The organism is Streptomyces sp. GL_148 (genome assembly GCF_057834205.1).
In genome coordinates, this window is record NZ_CM174396.1 from 5,947,669 (window position 1) to 5,963,900 (window position 16,232).

Consider the following 16,232-nt stretch of genomic DNA (forward strand, 5'->3'; position numbering starts at 1 on the left):
CGCGTGGACACCCGCCGCTACCGCATGGTCGTCACGAGCGGACTCGACTACGTCGGCACCGGAGCCCTGGTCGACGACCAGCTGCGCAGCTGGCTGAAGGAGCCCCCGGAGACCTACGACATCGATGCGTTCGCCGAAGGACGCAACGAGATAGCCCGGGGGGTGACCCTCGACCACGACTCCGCCACCGGGACGTCAGGAGCGTACGGCCGCTGGCGGCTGCGGGAGACGACCCCGGACGGCACCTGGCAGACCACCGTACTGATCCGGCAGGCCGGAGCCGGACCGACCTGGGTCCAGCTGGATGTCGAGCACCTGCCCGACGACCCCGAGGTCTTTCCCATACCCGCCAAGACCCCCCGGCTCGCCGGGAGCCTGCTCGACGTACTCCAAGCGCGCGACGGGCTCGCCGACGTGACGCGGATGCCCCAGGTCATCGAGGTCGACGACGTCCACTCCGTCGTCGACGAGCTCTGCGACGAGAAGCGGCGCCTTCCCATCGTCGTCGCCAGTACGCCCTACGGAGTGGACTTCGACGCCTGGCTGGAACGCACCGTGGACCCGCTGGTCCGCCCGCTGGCCGGCCTGGCCGTCCTCTACGTCCTCGCACCCGAAGCCGAGCCGTACTTCAACCGGGCCCTGGAGTACCACCAGGTCTTCGCCGGCGGTGTCCGTACCTACCTGCCGGGAGTGGACCCGGCCTGGGCGGCCGACGGCCAGCGGCACCGCGTGCTGTCCCGCCGGACCATCACCGAAAGCCCGCAGCGGGCCCGGGGCCTCCTCGCCCAGCTACCGCAGCGCCTGGCGATCCAGGCCCCGTTGCCCCCGGAACTCGATTCCGTACCCGTCCTCCGGGCCCGCACCAAGGAAGGCGTCGGGACGTCCGAGCTGGAGCGCCTGAGGGACGAGAACCACGCCCTCTTCGAGATCCTGGAGGAAGCGGGAAGAGCAGAGGGTCCGGGCGGACGAGATCCGCGGCCTGAAACAGGAACTGCACGAGGCTCAACAGGGCGAGTCGATGCTGGTCGTCGAGTACGACGAGCAGTACCGGGAACTCCACGGAGTCAAGGCCCAACTGTTGGCGGTCCAGAAGCGACTCCTCGTACTCAACGCCGCCGAAGCCGCGTACACGCCGGTCGAACCCGGCCCCCCGGAACCCGCCTCGTTCGCGGAGATCCTCGACCGGATCGCCGATATGCCCCGCGTTCACTTCACCGGCGCCCGCAAGGTCACCCTGGAACTCGACGACCAGGCGTACGGCTCCTCCTGGGGCCGCATGGCCTGGGATGCCCTGCTGGCGCTCCAGGACTACGCCGACGCCGCCGCCGACGGTGAGGCCACCCGCGACTTCAACCAGTGGTGCGAGGACGTACCGGACGGCAAACACTCCATCTCCCCGCGGAAAATCATCCGCGACGAGTCGAAATCGGTGAAGACCAAAACCGACTGGCGCAAGAACGCACCTTCCCCGTGCCGGAGCACATCGACCCAGCCGGCAAGCTCTTCATGGGCGCGCACGTCAGGATCGGAGGCGGCAACACCGTCGCCCCGCGCCTTCACTACTACGACGGCGCCTGCGCCACCCATGGAATCTTCATCGGCTACATAGGCCCGCACCTCACCAACACACTCACCTGACGGTGGATGTGACCTGCCCGCCGAAGGGGAACGGCCGGCAGGCCGGGCAGCCGGCTCCGCCGCGGGGCCGCCCCCGACCGCGGCATCGCGAAGCCCGTATGCCGCAGCGCCCCTCGCGCTACGCTGGCGGGGTGAACTCGCGCACCGCCCTGGAGAAGTGGCTCAAGCAGCTCCCCGAACACCAGCTGGCCGTCCTGCTTGAGGAACGGGATCTCCCTCTCGCTGCCGGTTACACCCGCATCACGACTCCCCGCCAACTCGCCGAGCACCTGCTCACGGACGAGTCGGTGGCGCGCGGACTGACCGCGGGGACGGCCGGCGAGATGGAGCTCCTGGCCTCGATCGCCGCCCTGGCCCTGCGACAGCACGGGCCGGTCGCCGAGGAGGCCGCGGCCCGGCCTCAATACGGGTGGCGTCCCGTGCCGCTCGCCGTGGCCGTGGAGCCGTCCGAACGCCTGGTGCCGGAGAAGGACGTGCTGGCCTGGTTCACGCCGGGCGGCGCGCGCGAGCGGGCGGCGGAGGCGATCGCCCGGCTACGGGAACGCGCGCTGCTGCTGCCGGCGACGAAGGGCCAGCTGGCGGTCCCACCCCTGCTCCACGTCCGGGCGGCCGGTTTCGACGGCTACGGCAGGCCGGCGGACCGGCTGCTGACCGCCGCGTACAACGCGCCGGAGGTCAAACGGATCGCCACCCTGCTCTTCGGCGAGAGCGCGGCACGCACCCGCCCCGAGGCCCAGGCCCGCATCACCGCCCTGCTCGCCGATCCGGGCCAGGTCCGCGACCTGGTGTCCCAGGCGCCGTCCCCGGCCCGCAAACTGCTGGACAACCTGGTCCTCGGGCCACCCCTGCTGCGCACCCACTGCTTCGCCACCCAGTACGGCTCGTACGCGGGACCCAGTGCCAAGTACACCTTCCGGGAGGGCGGCAGCGGCGACGAGGGCACCGACTGGCTCGCCGCACGCGCGCTACTGCTCCCCGCCGGCCCGGACCTGGCGGAGCTCCCGTACGAGGTGTCCCGCGCCCTGCGCGACAGCGACGGCGCGCCCTGTCCCCGCTTGGAGCCGGAACCGCTCACCCACACCACCCCGCTGCCGCGCGGCTGGGACGGCCAAGGAGGCGCCGCGGCCGGAGCGGCCGCCTGGCGCGCGGAGCTGGTCCTACGGGCGCTGGCCGCGCAGCCGGTCGCCGTACGCAAGGCGGGCGGCCTCGCCGTACGGGACACCCGGCGCCTGGCCAAGTCCGCCGGTGCGAGCGAGGCGGACACCCGCCTGTGGCTCGACCTCGCCGTGAACGCCGGCCTGGCCGCCCCGCAGGCCGACGAGCCCGAACCCACGCGCCGCAGGCGGCAGGCGGCACCCAAGCCCGCGGCCCGCCTCCTCCCCAGCGACCGCTACGACCCGTGGGCGGCAGCCCCGCCCGCGGGCAAGCTGCTGCCTCTGCTGGCCGCCTGGGCGGTGGTGCCCGAGGTGCTCACCCACTGGCCGGACGACGGCGAGACCCCGGTGGCGCTGATCAGCCCGCAGGACGCGTACGCCGTGCCGCTGCGCCGTGGAGCACTGCGCGCGCTCGGCGGCCTGCCCGAAGGCCAGGGCCTGGCCCTGACGCCGGAGTCGTACACCGAACTACTGGAACGGGCCGCCTGGTACCAGCCATTGCTGAGCTCCCTCCTCGCGAACGACGCGGCGGGGCGGCTGCTGGGCGATGACGACATCTCGGGCCGCCTCCGGTCGACCCTGGAGGAGGCCGAGCTGCTGGGCCTCGTGGCACACGGCGCCCTCACCTCGGCAGGGCGTGCGGTCAGCGCCCTGCTGGAGGCGGGCGCCGGCCACCATTACCCCGCCGTACCGGGCGCGGGCACGGACCCGACGGCCCTCGGAACGGACGGCTTGGGCGAGGACCTGACCGCCCGGCCGGCCCTCGCCCGGGCGGTGGCCGACCTCCGCGCCGCCCTGTACGAAGCCCTCCCCGCGCCCAGCACCACCGCGCGCTTCCAGGCGGACCTGACGGCCACGGTCACTGGAGCCCCGGCCCCGGACCTAGCCGAACTCCTCTCAGCCGTCGGCGACATCGAGTCGGAGGGCCACGCGGTCGTCTGGCGGATCACCGCGGCTTCCCTCCGCCGAGCGATGGACGCGGGCTGGAGCGCGGTCGACCTCCTGGACCGGTTGACGGCGGTGAGCGAACGCGAGGCCCCGCTACCGCAGCCCCTCACATACACGATCAAGGACACGGCCCGCACCCACGGACAGCTACGCGTCGTCCGCTCGGCCTGCTGCATCCGCTCCGACGACACCGCCCTGATCGCCGAGGTCGCCCAGGCCCGCGGCCTCACCAAACTGGGCCTGCGCCGCATCGCACCCACGGTCCTCATCTCGGCGGCCCCGCCGGAGGAGACCCTCTCGGCCCTCCGCACGGCCGGCTACGCCCCCACCCAGGAGGCAGCCACGGGCACCACAGTCCTGGACCGAGCCCCCACCGAACGCGCACGCAGCTTCCTACGCACCCTGGACGAGGCCCACCGGCAGCCCGGCGAAGGCGCGCGCGGAGTCCCCTCCAGCGCCCGCGCCCTGGCCGCCCAACTCCTGGACCGGAGCTGACCGGTCAGCGCACCTGACGGACGAACGCCTGCCAGGCACCGGGCCCGAACCCGATCACGGGCCCGGCGGGCCGCTTGCTGTCACGGACGGGGACGTTGTCGGCGACCTCGACGCAGTCGCCCTGGCCTCCGCTGTAACTGCTCGTGCGCCATATCGCGGTCTCGTGAACCCCGGCTGTCGAGCGGACCTCGTTGCTCATGCTCTGTGCTCCTTGGCAACACGCTGGATCAGCGCGAGTGACTCCGTTGGCGGCAGGTAGCAGACGCGTACGGCGGCCAGGGCCCGCGCCGTGTCGAACAGGTGGCTGTGCGCCGCCTTGTTCCGGTCGCGCCGCAAGCGGTCGAAGTCGTCACGGATTTCGGGGACGAGTACTCCGGCACGGACCAGCGCCGTCAGGCGGTCGACCTGTCGGTCGCCGTCGATCCGCATGCCGATCCGGGTGATCAGCTCCTCCGCGAGGACCTCGCCGAACTGGCCGGCCTGAACCAGGGCGTGGCTTCGGCCGAAGCGCCATAAAGAGAGAGGAGAGGCTGGTGCTGGTAGAGGACACCGAAGTTGGGTGACCCCTTCGCGAAATCACGGAGCCTGTCGTCCACGCGTCTGTCCCCCGAATGCTGCTGGTCTGCAGATACCCATGGTGCGAAACACAAAAAGACCCTCCGAACAGCACTGGCACTGTTTGGAGGGTCTCTGTGGCACTTCCTGCGAAGTGCCCCCGGCAGGATTCGAACCTGCGCACACGGCTCCGGAGGCCGTTGCTCTATCCCCTGAGCTACGGGGGCGCTGTCGCTGGTGTTGCTGCGACGGGTTGAACACTACCAGCTTCCCGACGGTGATCAGGAACGGATTCGGGGGGACGGGGGCGTGGGTCGCTCGGAGGGGGTGGAAGTGGCAAAAACCCGGACGCGGGGGCTGGGGCGGACCTACTCTCGAGTTGTGTCAGGCGCCTCGGGCCGGGTGCTTGTTGTCGACGACAACAAGGTCATCCGGCAGCTGATCAAGGTCAATCTCGAGCTGGAGGGCTTCGAGGTCGTGACCGCGAACGATGGTGCCGAGTGCCTGGACGTTGTTCATCACGTGCTGCCCGATGTGATCACTCTTGATGTGGTCATGCCCCGCCTGGACGGGTTCGGTGCTGCCGCGCAGTTGCGGGCCGACCCGAGGACGCGGCATCTGCCCGTTGCGATCGTGAGTGCCTGTACGCAGAACGAGGTCGAGGCGGGGATCGCCGCCGGCGTGGACGCCTTCCTCGCCAAGCCGTTCGAGCCCGCGGAGCTGGTGCGGGTCGTGCACCGGCTCATCGAGCGCCGCGATCGGAGGGAGCGGAAGGGTGCTCCCGCCGGGAGAGGGAGGGGATGACCTCGAATGACCCCTCCTATGGCGCCCCTGTTGGGGCTCCCGTCAGGGGTCGCATTCCACATGGCGAAACCGTTCGCGTGACGTGGGGGCTTCTCCCCTAGGCTGGTCGCGTGACCCCCGTTGACCTCTCCCGTTCCGTCGTGTGCGCCCTGCGCCGCGCCGTCGAGGACGGGGAGCTGCCCGCCGGTGTGGTCGTACCCGAGCGGGTCGTCGTCGAGCGGACTCGGCCCGGGGGAGTGGGGGACTACGCCTCGCCCGTCGCGTTCGGGGTGGCGAAGGGTGCCGGAGTCGCGCCCCGTGGAGTGGCCGAAGTGCTGGCCCCGCGGCTGGCGGGCCTGCCCGGGATCGAGCGCGTGGAGATCACCGGCGCCGGGTTCCTGAACTTCGTACTCGCCGAGAGTTCGGTGGGGGAGTACGTACGGAGCATTCGAGCCGGTGCGGCGGCCTCGTACGGCTTCGCCCCCGGGAGGAGCGAGGCCCCCGGTACTACCGAGTTCGTCGGCGTGCCCCTCGGGGCCCTGCGCGAGCGGGTCGTGCAGGCGGCCGTGCAGCGGATCGTGAGCAGCCAGGGGTTGGCGGGAGAGAGTGTCGGCGACGCCCGCATCGCCCCCGTCGCCCAGCGCGACGGGGATGTCCGCGCCCGCTTCGGGGCCGACGCCGCCGCCTGGGCGATGTTGTCCGTCCCCGGGCACGAGACCCCCGTGTTTCCCGCCTGGCTGCTCGTCCAAGACGAGTCGAGCGATTTCTTCCGGGTGCGGTACGCCCACTCCCGGGCGCGGGCGCTGACCCGCAATGCGGGGGAGTTGGGGTTCCGCGGCGAGCCCGGGGAGCTGGGAGGGAAGCCCGGCGAGGTGCACGGCGCCGACGCCCTGCTCCGTGCCCTTCGCGACCACCCCCTCGTGCTCGAAGCCGCCGCGCACCACCGTGCGCCCGAGCGGCTCGTCCGGCAGCTCGTCGTGATCGCCGACGCCCTGCTCGACTTCCAGTACCAGGTCCTGCCCAAGGGGGACGAGAAACCCTCGGCCGCCCACCGTGCCCGGCTGGCCCTTGCCGAAGCCGCCGGGGCGGTGCTGGCCGGCGGCCTGGCCCTGCTCGGTATAGACGCGCCCGACCCCCACCTGTGAAGCCCGCGAAACGCGTGTGATCCGATGTGATTCGCCTGCGTTCCGGATGATTTGCGAAGAGAGAATGTCGAGATGAGCCGTTCCGCACACCCCGCCGGGCCCCGCCACGCCGACGTCCTGCCCGAGGGCCACTACTCCCCGCCGCCCGCCGACCTCAACGTGCTCGACGAGAAGGTCTGGTCGCGGACGGTCAGCCGGAACGAGGACGGGGTCGCCACCGTCGGCGGGATCGAAGTGACCCGGCTCGCCGAGGAGTTCGGGACGCCCGCCTACTTCCTCGACGAGGAGGACTTCCGGGCGCGCTGCCGCGCCTGGGCGCACGCCTTCGGGCCGGGCGCCGACGTCTTCTACGCCGGCAAGGCGTTCCTCTCCAAGGCCGTCGTGAAGTGGCTCAAGGAGGAGGGGCTCAACCTCGACGTGTGTTCCGGAGGGGAGCTCGCCACCGCGCTCGCCGCCGAGATGCCGGCCGCCCGGATCGCCTTCCACGGCAACAACAAGTCGACGAGCGAGATCACCCGCGCCATCGAGGCCGGCGTCGGCCGGATCGTGCTCGACTCCTTCCAGGAGATCGCCCGCGTCGCGCACATCGCCCGCGAGCTCGGCGTACGCCAGCCCGTGCAGATCCGCGTCACCGTGGGCGTGGAGGCGCACACCCACGAGTTCATCGCCACCGCGCACGAGGACCAGAAGTTCGGGATCGCCCTCGCCGACGGGTCGGCCGCCGAGGCCGTACGGCGCGCGCTGGGTCACGACAGCCTGGAGCTGCTCGGCGTCCACTCCCACATCGGCTCGCAGATCTTCGACATGGCCGGTTTCGAGGTCTCCGCCAAGCGCGTCGTACGCCTCCTCGCCGCCGTGCGCGACGAGCACGGGGTGGAGCTGCCCGAGATCGACCTCGGCGGCGGGCTGGGCATCGCCTACACCTCCTCCGACGACCCGCGCGAGCCGCACGAGATCGCCAAGGCCCTGTACGAGATCGTCGCCCGCGAGTGCGAGGCGGCCGGCCTGCGCGCCCCGCGCATCTCCGTGGAACCCGGACGGGCCATCGTGGGGCCGACGGCCTTCACCCTCTACGAGGTCGGGACGATCAAGCCGCTCGCGGGCCTGCGGACGTACGTCTCCGTCGACGGCGGGATGTCCGACAACATCCGGACGGCCCTCTACGACGCCGAGTACTCGGTCAGCCTCGTCTCCCGGACCTCGGCCGCCGAGCCGATGCTCGTGCGCGTCGTGGGCAAGCACTGCGAGAGCGGCGACATCGTGGTCAAGGACGCGTTCCTGCCCGCCGACGTCGCCCCCGGAGACCTCCTCGCGGTCCCGGCGACCGGCGCGTACTGCCGGTCGATGGCGAGCAACTACAACCACGTGCTCCGCCCGCCGGTCGTCGCCGTGCGTGACGGCGAGGCGCGCGTCATCGTTCGCCGGGAGACGGAGGAGGATCTCCTGCGTCTCGACGTCGGCTGATGCGCATTCTTCTGGGGGACGGTTCCCAGACCCCCGAATAGGTGTCTCACTCAATGGACCGAGGGTGGAAACTGTTGTCCATTGAGTGAGACTGGTTCACACCTGGGGTGCAAACCGCGCAACAGGTACTGATGTGAAGATCGAAAGGCGTAGGTCGAATGATGCGTACGCGTCCGCTGAAGGTGGCGCTGCTGGGCTGTGGAGTGGTCGGCTCGGAAGTTGCCCGCATCATGACGACGCACGCCGACGATCTGACGGCCAGGATCGGCGCGCCCGTCGAGCTCGCGGGCGTGGCCGTGCGCCGCCCCTCCAAGGTGCGCGAGGGCATCGACCCGGCCCTGGTCACCACCGATGCGACCGCGCTGCTCAAACGCGGCGACATCGACATCGCGATCGAGGTCATCGGTGGTATCGAGCCGGCCCGCACCCTGATCACCACCGCCTTCGAGCACGGCATCTCCGTCGTCTCGGCGAACAAGGCGCTGCTCGCCCAGGACGGCGCCGCGCTGCACGCCGCCGCCGAGGCCGCCGGGCTGGACCTGTACTACGAGGCCGCCGTCGCCGGCGCCATCCCGCTGGTCCGCCCCATGCGCGAGTCCCTCGCGGGCGACAAGATCAACCGGGTGATGGGCATCGTCAACGGCACGACGAACTTCATCCTCGACAAGATGGACTCCACCGGCGCCGGGTACCAGGAGGCCCTCGACGAGGCCACCGCCCTCGGGTACGCCGAGGCCGACCCGACCGCCGACGTGGAGGGCTACGACGCCGCCGCCAAGGCGGCGATCCTGGCCGGCATCGCCTTCCACACCCGGGTGCGCCTCGACGACGTCTACCGCGAGGGCATGACCGAGGTCAGCGCCGCCGACTTCGCGTCCGCCAAGCGCATGGGCTGCACCATCAAGCTCCTCGCCATCCTGGAGCGCGCCGCCGACGGCGAGTCCGTCACCGCCCGCGTCCACCCGGCGATGATCCCGCTGACCCACCCGCTCGCCTCCGTCCGCGAGGCCTACAACGCGGTGTTCGTCGAGGCGGAGGCCGCCGGGCGGCTCATGTTCTACGGTCCGGGCGCGGGCGGCGCGCCGACCGCGTCCGCGGTCCTCGGCGACCTCGTCGCCGTCTGCCGCAACAAGCTCGCCGAGGCAAAGGGGCCGGGCGAGTCGGCGTACACCCAGCTGCCGGTCAGCCCCATGGGGGATGTCGTCACCCGCTACCACATCAGCCTCGATGTGGCGGACAAGCCGGGCGTCCTCGCCCAGGTGGCGACCACCTTCGCGGAGCACGGAGTGTCGATCGACACCGTCCGTCAGCAGGGTCGCCAAGCTCAAGACGGCGAGGCCTCCCTCGTCGTCGTCACTCACCGTGCGCCCGACGCCGCCCTCTCGGGGACCGTCGAGGCGCTGCGGAAGCTGGACACCGTCCGCGGTGTGGCCAGCATCATGCGTGTTGAAGGGGAGTAAGGACCCATGAGCAGCAATCGCACCCACCAGTGGCGCGGCATCATCGAGGAGTACCGGGACCGCCTGCCGGTCACGGCCACGACTCCGGTGGTCACGCTCCGCGAGGGCGGCACTCCCCTCGTCCCCGCCCAGGTGCTCTCCGAGCGCACCGGCTGCGAGGTACACCTCAAGGTCGAGGGGGCCAACCCCACCGGGTCCTTCAAGGACCGCGGCATGACCATGGCGATCACCAAGGCCAAGGAGGACGGCGCCAAGGCCGTCATCTGCGCCTCCACGGGCAACACCTCGGCCTCCGCCGCCGCCTACGCGGTGCGCGCCGGGATGGTCTGCGCCGTCCTCGTGCCCCGCGGCAAGATCGCGCTCGGCAAGATGGGTCAGGCCCTGATCCACGGCGCCAAGATCCTTCAGGTCGACGGCAACTTCGACGACTGTCTGGATCTGGCCCGCGCGCTGTCCGACAACTACCCGGTGGCGCTGGTCAATTCCGTCAACCCGGTCCGCATCGAGGGCCAGAAGACGGCGGCCTTCGAGATCGTGGACGCGCTCGGCGACGCCCCGGACATCCACGTGCTGCCCGTCGGCAACGCCGGCAACATCACCGCGTACTGGAAGGGCTTCAAGGAGTACAAGGCCGATGGCCTGGCCTCCCGTACGCCCCGCGTGTGGGGTTTCCAGGCCTCCGGCTCCGCGCCGATCGTGCGCGGCGAGGTCGTCAAGGAGCCGCACACCATCGCCACCGCGATCCGCATCGGCAACCCGGCCTCGTGGGACTACGCTCTGCAGGCGCGGGACGAGTCGGGCGGCTTCATCGACGAGGTGACGGACCGCCAGATCCTGTCCGCCTACCGCCTGTTGGCCGCTCAGGAGGGCGTCTTCGTCGAGCCCGCCTCGGCCGCGTCCGTGGCCGGCCTGCTCAAGGCCGTCGAGCTCGGCCTGGTCGACCCCGGCCAGAAGATCGTGTGCACCGTCACCGGCAACGGCCTGAAGGACCCCGACTGGGCGGTCGCCGGCGCTCCGCAGCCGATCACCATTCCGGTCGACGCCGAGGCCGCCGCCATCCGCCTCGGCCTCGTCTGACCGAGATCCGACCGGGATCCGACCAAGATCCGACCAAGATCCGACCGGGAGCCGCGAGCCGGGAATCCGGCCGGCGGTTCCCGTGGTCCCAGTGGTACCGCAGTAACCGAGTTGCCGGATTCCGGAAGTCTTTCGAAGGCTGAGGAATCCGGCAACTCGGGCCGTACGGCACAAAAACCTATGGAAACCCGCCAGATATCCGGCGGAAAACCGACCGGACCGGCAGGAGCCCACGACACGCATCGTGCGCCTGTCGTGCGCCCTATGTCGGAGAAGAACCTTCCTTCGATAGGCTGTACTTACATCCGCCGCCGCGCATATGTCCACGGTGCTGCCCACAGGGCCTTCGGGTGTCGTACGTTCTCCAGTACATTCACAGCGAGCCAGTGAAGATCCCGTCTCGCACAGTCACAAGGAGTGTCATCGGAAGATGGCCGGTCCCGCCTTCCGCGCCGCCGCCGTACGGGTGCGCGTTCCCGCCAGCAGTGCCAACCTCGGCCCGGGCTTCGACGCCTTCGGGCTGGCCTTGGGGCTCTACGACGACGTCGTCGTACGCGTGGCCGATTCCGGCCTGAACATCGACATCGCGGGCGAAGGTGCCGACACCCTCCCGCGGGACGAGAGCCACCTCCTCGTACGTTCCATGCGCACCGCCTTCGACCTACTGGGCGGCCAGCCGCGCGGCCTCGAGGTCGTCTGCGCCAACCGCATCCCGCACGGCCGCGGTCTCGGCTCCTCCTCCGCCGCCATCTGCGCGGGCATCGTGGCCGCCCGCGCCGTGACCATAGGCGGAGAGGCCAAGCTCGACGACACGGCGCTGCTGGAGCTCGCCACCGAGATCGAGGGCCACCCCGACAACGTCGCCGCCTGTCTGCTCGGCGGTTTCACCCTCGCGTGGATGGACGGCGGCAGCGCCAAGGCGATCCGCATGGAGCCCGCCGATTCCATCGTTCCGGTGGTCTTCGTACCGTCCAAGCCCGTCCTGACGGAGACCGCGCGCGGCCTGCTGCCGCGCACCGTCCCGCACGTGGACGCGGCCGTCAACGCGGGCCGCGCGGGTCTGCTCGTAGAGGCCCTGACCAGGCGTCCCGAGTTCCTGCTGCCGGCCACCGAGGACCGTCTCCACCAGGAGTACCGGTCCCCGGCGATGCCCGAGAGCGTGGCGCTCGTGGCCCGGCTGCGGGCGGACGGCATCCCCGCGGTGATCTCCGGCGCGGGCCCCACGGTCCTCGCGCTGGTCGACAACGGTGCGGCCGACAAGGTCGCACGGCTCGCGGGCGAGGGGTGGGCGGCCAACCGGCTCGCACTCGACGCCGCGGGCGCGAGCGTACTTCCGCTGGGAACCCAGGGCGGCTGATCCGTGCAGTAGAGGAGACAGCCGGCCAGGGGCGGGCGGCCAGGGCAGGCCGCCCGCACGGAGCCCGTGCGGAGCCCGCGCGGACGGGCTCGATCGCCGGTGATTGAGAGGGGGAATGTCTGTTGGATCCGGTAGTGTTAGTCTCAAGTGCGCATCCGAAGCCGCCATGGCTTGGTGCTCAGTGTCCCTATCAGGGACCACCTTTCTTCCGGGAGCCTCCCCGACTGCTTTGATCGCTGCCAGCAGTTTCGAGCACGCTCCGGAATCGGCGTGATATTCCCACGCTTTCAGCTCGGGGGCTTCTCGCCGGAACCACCCATGCACATGCACGTTTCTCTCCGCCGTATCTCTATCGGCGGACCACCGCCCCGGCTGCATTCCGTACCTCATCAGGTCACAGACTGCCGTCGGACAGCACAACCGGTCGCCGAGCCAGACAGGCCGACGTCCGCTCCAGGGAAGGACCCTTCGTGAGCGACACCACCGATCTGATGGGCGCTGCCGACACCAACGTCGACACCAGTGCCCCCGCCGAGGGCGCCGCGCCGACCAAGCGCCGCCGCTCCGGCACCGGCCTTGACGGCATGGTCCTGGCCGAGCTCCAGCAGGTCGCGTCGGGCCTCGGCATCAGGGGCACCGCGCGGATGCGCAAGGGCCAGCTGATCGAGGTCATCAAGGAGGCGCAGGCGGGAAGCAGCGCCCCCAAGGCCGCGGCCTCCGCGCCCGCCGCCGCGTCCGCGGACAGCACCGAGACCAAGCCGAAGCGCCGCGCCACCAGCAAGGCCCGTACGGGCGAGGCCGCCGCCGAGGCGCCCGCCGAGAAGACCAAGACCGCCGCGCAGGCCCAGATCGACATCCCGGGCCAGCCGGCGAGCGAGGACGCTCCGGTCGGCGAGCGCCGTCGCCGGCGCGCCACCGCCCCCTCCGGCAGCCCCGAGGGTTCGGCCCCCGCCGCCGCCGTACAGGTGGAGCAGAAGCCCGAGACCGTCGCTCCGGCCGCACAGGCCGAAGCGAAGGCCGAGGCCGCCACCGCCCCTGCCGGCCAGGCCCAGGGCCAGGACGGCGAGGGCCGCGGCCGTCGCGACCGCCGCGAGCGGGGCAACGACCGCGCCGACGGCCGCCGCGAGCGCCGTGAGCGCGGCGCCAAGGCCGACGACCAGGGCCAGGGCGCCCAGGGTCAGGGCCAGGCCGGTCAGGGCCAGGGCCAGGGTCAGAACCAGGGCCAGGGTCAGGGCCAGCAGGGCGGTCGTCAGGACCGGACCGACCGTCAGGACCGCCAGCAGGGCGGCCGCGGCCAGGGTCAGGGTCAGGGTCAGGGTCAGCAGGGCGGTCGTCAGGACCGGGACCGTCAGGACAACGGCCCGCAGGACGACTTCGACGAGGACGGCCGTCGCGGCCGTCGCGGCCGCTACCGCGACCGCCGTGGCCGTCGCGGGCGCGACGAGTTCGCCCCGGTCGAGACCCCGGTCGCCGACGACGACGTCCTGATCCCCGTCGCGGGCATCCTCGACATCCTCGACAACTACGCGTTCATCCGGACCTCGGGCTACCTGCCCGGCCCGAACGACGTGTACGTCTCCCTCGCCCAGGTCCGCAAGGCCGGTCTGCGCAAGGGCGACCACACCACCGGCGCCGTCCGGCAGCCCAAGGACGGCGAGCGCCGCGAGAAGTTCAACGCGCTCGTGCGCCTGGACTCCGTCAACGGCATGGCGCCCGAATCCGGCCGCGGCCGCCCGGAGTTCCAGAAGCTGACCCCGCTGTACCCGCAGGACCGGCTCCGCCTGGAGACCGACCCGGGCGTGCTGACCGGCCGGATCATCGACCTGGTCGCACCGATCGGAAAGGGCCAGCGTGGTCTGATCGTCTCGCCGCCGAAGGCCGGCAAGACGATGATCATGCAGGCGATCGCCAACGCGATCACCGTCAACAACCCCGAGTGCCACCTGATGGTCGTCCTGGTCGACGAGCGTCCGGAAGAGGTCACCGACATGCAGCGGTCGGTCAAGGGCGAGGTCATCTCCTCGACCTTCGACCGCCCGGCCGAGGACCACACCACCGTCGCCGAGCTGGCCATCGAGCGCGCCAAGCGTCTCGTCGAGCTCGGACACGACGTGGTCGTCCTGCTGGACTCCATCACCCGCCTGGGACGCGCGTACAACCTCGCCGCCCCCGCCTCCGGCCGCATCCTGTCCGGTGGTGTCGACTCGACCGCGCTGTACCCGCCGAAGCGCTTCTTCGGTGCCGCGCGCAACATCGAGGACGGCGGCTCGCTGACCATCCTGGCCACCGCGCTGGTCGACACCGGCTCGCGCATGGACGAGGTGATCTTCGAGGAGTTCAAGGGCACCGGCAACATGGAGCTCAAGCTCGATCGGAAGCTCGCCGACAAGCGCATCTTCCCGGCTGTCGACGTCGACGCGTCGGGCACCCGCAAGGAGGAGATCCTGCTCAACAGCGAGGAGCTCTCCATCACCTGGAAGCTGCGACGGGTGCTGCACGCGCTCGACTCGCAGCAGGCCATCGAGCTGCTCCTCGACAAGATGAAGCAGACGAAGTCGAACGCCGAGTTCCTCATGCAGATCGCGAAGACGACCCCGTCGGGCAAGAACGACGACTGACGTCTCCCCGTAGCACCACCTGCGTGACCGCCGACCGCCCCCGCCGCACCCGCGACGGGGGCGGTCGCGTCGTACGGGGGTCCGTCCTGGCGGTCTACGGGGCTTCGTGCACGGGTGCGACCTTTGCCACACTCCGTACCCCGCGCGGCCCCGGACGCTGCCCCCACGCGTACGGGGAAACCGCAGGTAGGTGCGGGGTCACGGGGTGTCCGCCCCCGCCGGGCGCGGGGGCGTAGGGGTCGGGACGCACACGGGACGCACAGGCGGCCGTGGAACCCTGGGCGGTGTCCGGCCGTCTCTGTCAGAGGGAACGGGGAAGCGGGCCGACCACAGACGGGCAGAGCAGAGCATGAGCCAGGACAACAGGGGGCACGGCCGCAGGGCCGGTGCGAGCCGACGCCGACGCAAGCCGGCCGCGCGCCGCCGGGCCGTCGTCATCGCCGCGTGGACCGCCGCAGGCGTGGTCCTCCTGGGCGGGGCGGGGCTCGGCTACTTCTACTTCAAGTTCAACGGCAACCTCAAGACGGTCGACATCGACGCCGCCCTCGGCACGGACCGCCCGCAGAACGTGGACAACGGCTCGATGGACATCCTCGTCCTCGGCTCCGACTCCCGCGGCGGCGCCAACGCGAAGTACGGCCAGGACGACGGCGGCTCCGCACGCTCCGACACGGCGATGGTCGTCCACCTCAACGAGGGCCACACCAAGGCCACCGTCGTATCGATTCCCCGCGACACCATGATCGCCATGCCCTCCTGCACCATGGCCAACGGCAAGACCGACCCGGGCAGCTCGCGCAGGCAGTTCAACGAGGCGTACACCATCGGCGGGGCCGCCTGCGCGGTCAAGACCGTCGAGAAGACGTCGGGGATCCGCATGGATCACTACCTCGAAGTCGACTTCACGGGCTTCAAGGAGATCATCGACAAGCTCGGCGGCGTCGAGGTGACGACCACCAAGCCGATCAAGGACCCTTACAGCCACCTCGACCTGCCCGCCGGGAAGAACAGGCTGGGCGGCGAGCAGGCCCTCGGCCTCGTCCGTACCCGTCACGGCGTCGGCGACGGCGGCGACCTGGGCCGAATACAGCTGCAGCAGGCCTTCATCAAGGCGCTGATCAAGCAGGTCAAGACCATCGGCGTCTTCGACAACCCGAAGCGGCTGCTCGACGTCGCGGACACCGCCACCAAGGCCATCACCACGGACAAGGCCCTCGGCGACGTGAAGTCCCTCATGGGGTTCGCGCAGAGCCTGGAGGGCATCACCCCCGAGAACATGCAGATGATCACCCTGCCGGTGACCGGAGACGTCCGTGACCCCAACCGGGTCGTCCCGCTCACCAAGGAGTCCAAGATGGTCTGGGACGCCCTGCTGGCCGACCAGGCGGTCCCCGCCGCGGCCACCGCGAACTCGGCCGGCGACAAGGGCACGGCCGGTACGGTCGTCCAGTAGCCCGAACCGCCTGGTCGGACGGTTCCCGGACGGGTTCCGCAGGGCCGTGGAATAGATGCCGGACCCTTGCCGTTGAGGGAGGCGT

13 protein-coding genes and 1 tRNA gene are annotated in these 16,232 nt (G+C 71.0%); 12 read left to right on the forward strand and 2 right to left on the reverse strand.

The annotated features are described in order from the left end of the window. The first annotated feature begins 3 nt into the window (after nucleotides 1–3). The 3 genes from AC3IYI_RS27440 (at nucleotide 4) to AC3IYI_RS27450 (ending at nucleotide 4,235) form a co-directional block, all read left to right on the forward strand. Nucleotides 4–1,335 carry a hypothetical protein gene (locus AC3IYI_RS27440; protein WP_489406233.1) on the forward strand — a complete coding sequence of 444 codons (1,332 nt, stop codon included), beginning with the start codon at nucleotides 4–6 and terminating at the stop codon, nucleotides 1,333–1,335. Nucleotides 1,336–1,470: 135 nt separating this feature from the next. Continuing rightward, complete coding sequence (locus tag AC3IYI_RS27445; protein WP_489406234.1) at nucleotides 1,471–1,638, forward strand: hypothetical protein; 168 nt, start codon at nucleotides 1,471–1,473, stop codon at nucleotides 1,636–1,638. Between the two features lie 131 nt (nucleotides 1,639–1,769). Beyond that, nucleotides 1,770–4,235, forward strand: coding sequence for a helicase-associated domain-containing protein (locus tag AC3IYI_RS27450; RefSeq protein WP_489406235.1), 2,466 nt, complete (start codon nucleotides 1,770–1,772; stop codon nucleotides 4,233–4,235). Nucleotides 4,236–4,239: 4 nt separating this feature from the next. On the opposite strand, the gene AC3IYI_RS27455 is transcribed toward AC3IYI_RS27450, so the two are convergent. Continuing rightward, complete coding sequence (locus tag AC3IYI_RS27455; protein ID WP_489406236.1) at nucleotides 4,240–4,434, reverse strand: DUF397 domain-containing protein; 195 nt, start codon at nucleotides 4,432–4,434, stop codon at nucleotides 4,240–4,242. Between the two features lie 107 nt (nucleotides 4,435–4,541). Here AC3IYI_RS27455 and AC3IYI_RS27460 point away from each other — a divergent pair, with 107 nt between their 5' ends. Next, nucleotides 4,542–4,751, forward strand: a complete 210-nt coding sequence (locus tag AC3IYI_RS27460; protein ID WP_489406237.1) for a hypothetical protein — start codon at nucleotides 4,542–4,544, stop codon at nucleotides 4,749–4,751. A 194-nt stretch (nucleotides 4,752–4,945) separates the two neighbouring features. Here the strand turns inward: AC3IYI_RS27460 and AC3IYI_RS27465 are convergent. Next, nucleotides 4,946–5,017 (reverse strand) — tRNA-Arg (locus AC3IYI_RS27465). A gap of 106 nt (nucleotides 5,018–5,123) precedes the next feature. Here AC3IYI_RS27465 and AC3IYI_RS27470 point away from each other — a divergent pair. From AC3IYI_RS27470 to AC3IYI_RS27505, 8 genes are all read left to right on the forward strand, one after another. Next, a complete protein-coding gene (locus AC3IYI_RS27470) occupies nucleotides 5,124–5,594 on the forward strand; it encodes a response regulator (RefSeq protein ID WP_489406238.1) in 471 nt (156 codons plus the stop codon). A gap of 110 nt (nucleotides 5,595–5,704) precedes the next feature. Beyond that, entirely contained in the window at nucleotides 5,705–6,718 is a 1,014-nt protein-coding gene (gene nrtL / locus AC3IYI_RS27475; protein ID WP_489406239.1) for an ArgS-related anticodon-binding protein NrtL, read from the forward strand. A 72-nt stretch (nucleotides 6,719–6,790) separates the two neighbouring features. Next, nucleotides 6,791–8,182, forward strand: a complete 1,392-nt coding sequence (gene lysA, locus AC3IYI_RS27480; RefSeq protein ID WP_489406240.1) for a diaminopimelate decarboxylase — start codon at nucleotides 6,791–6,793, stop codon at nucleotides 8,180–8,182. A gap of 161 nt (nucleotides 8,183–8,343) precedes the next feature. Next, nucleotides 8,344–9,642, forward strand: a complete 1,299-nt coding sequence (locus AC3IYI_RS27485; RefSeq protein WP_489411687.1) for a homoserine dehydrogenase — start codon at nucleotides 8,344–8,346, stop codon at nucleotides 9,640–9,642. Between the two features lie 6 nt (nucleotides 9,643–9,648). After that, on the forward strand, nucleotides 9,649–10,719 hold the full coding sequence (thrC, locus tag AC3IYI_RS27490) for a threonine synthase (RefSeq protein WP_489406241.1): 1,071 nt from the start codon (nucleotides 9,649–9,651) through the stop codon (nucleotides 10,717–10,719). A gap of 430 nt (nucleotides 10,720–11,149) precedes the next feature. Further along, nucleotides 11,150–12,076, forward strand: a complete 927-nt coding sequence (gene thrB / locus AC3IYI_RS27495) for a homoserine kinase (RefSeq protein ID WP_243336217.1) — start codon at nucleotides 11,150–11,152, stop codon at nucleotides 12,074–12,076. A 470-nt stretch (nucleotides 12,077–12,546) separates the two neighbouring features. Next, nucleotides 12,547–14,694, forward strand: coding sequence for a transcription termination factor Rho (gene rho / locus AC3IYI_RS27500; RefSeq protein WP_489406242.1), 2,148 nt, complete (start codon nucleotides 12,547–12,549; stop codon nucleotides 14,692–14,694). 349 nt (nucleotides 14,695–15,043) lie between these two features. Further along, the gene (locus AC3IYI_RS27505) at nucleotides 15,044–16,147 is read left to right on the forward strand and encodes an LCP family protein (protein WP_489406243.1); all 1,104 of its coding nucleotides are present in this window, start codon (nucleotides 15,044–15,046) and stop codon (nucleotides 16,145–16,147) included. Nucleotides 16,148–16,232 lie beyond the last annotated feature (85 nt).

What these genes read in the sequence shown, in the direction of transcription:
- AC3IYI_RS27505 (WP_489406243.1), top strand. Translation starts at nt 15,044, where the DNA reads ATGAGCCAGGACAACAGGGGGCACGGCCGCAGGGCCGGTGCGAGCCGA.
- thrB (WP_243336217.1), top strand. Translation starts at nt 11,150, where the DNA reads ATGGCCGGTCCCGCCTTCCGCGCCGCCGCCGTACGGGTGCGCGTTCCC.
- AC3IYI_RS27455 (WP_489406236.1), bottom strand. Translation starts at nt 4,434, where the DNA reads ATGAGCAACGAGGTCCGCTCGACAGCCGGGGTTCACGAGACCGCGATA.
- thrC (WP_489406241.1), top strand. Translation starts at nt 9,649, where the DNA reads ATGAGCAGCAATCGCACCCACCAGTGGCGCGGCATCATCGAGGAGTAC.
- AC3IYI_RS27485 (WP_489411687.1), top strand. Translation starts at nt 8,344, where the DNA reads ATGCGTACGCGTCCGCTGAAGGTGGCGCTGCTGGGCTGTGGAGTGGTC.
- lysA (WP_489406240.1), top strand. Translation starts at nt 6,791, where the DNA reads ATGAGCCGTTCCGCACACCCCGCCGGGCCCCGCCACGCCGACGTCCTG.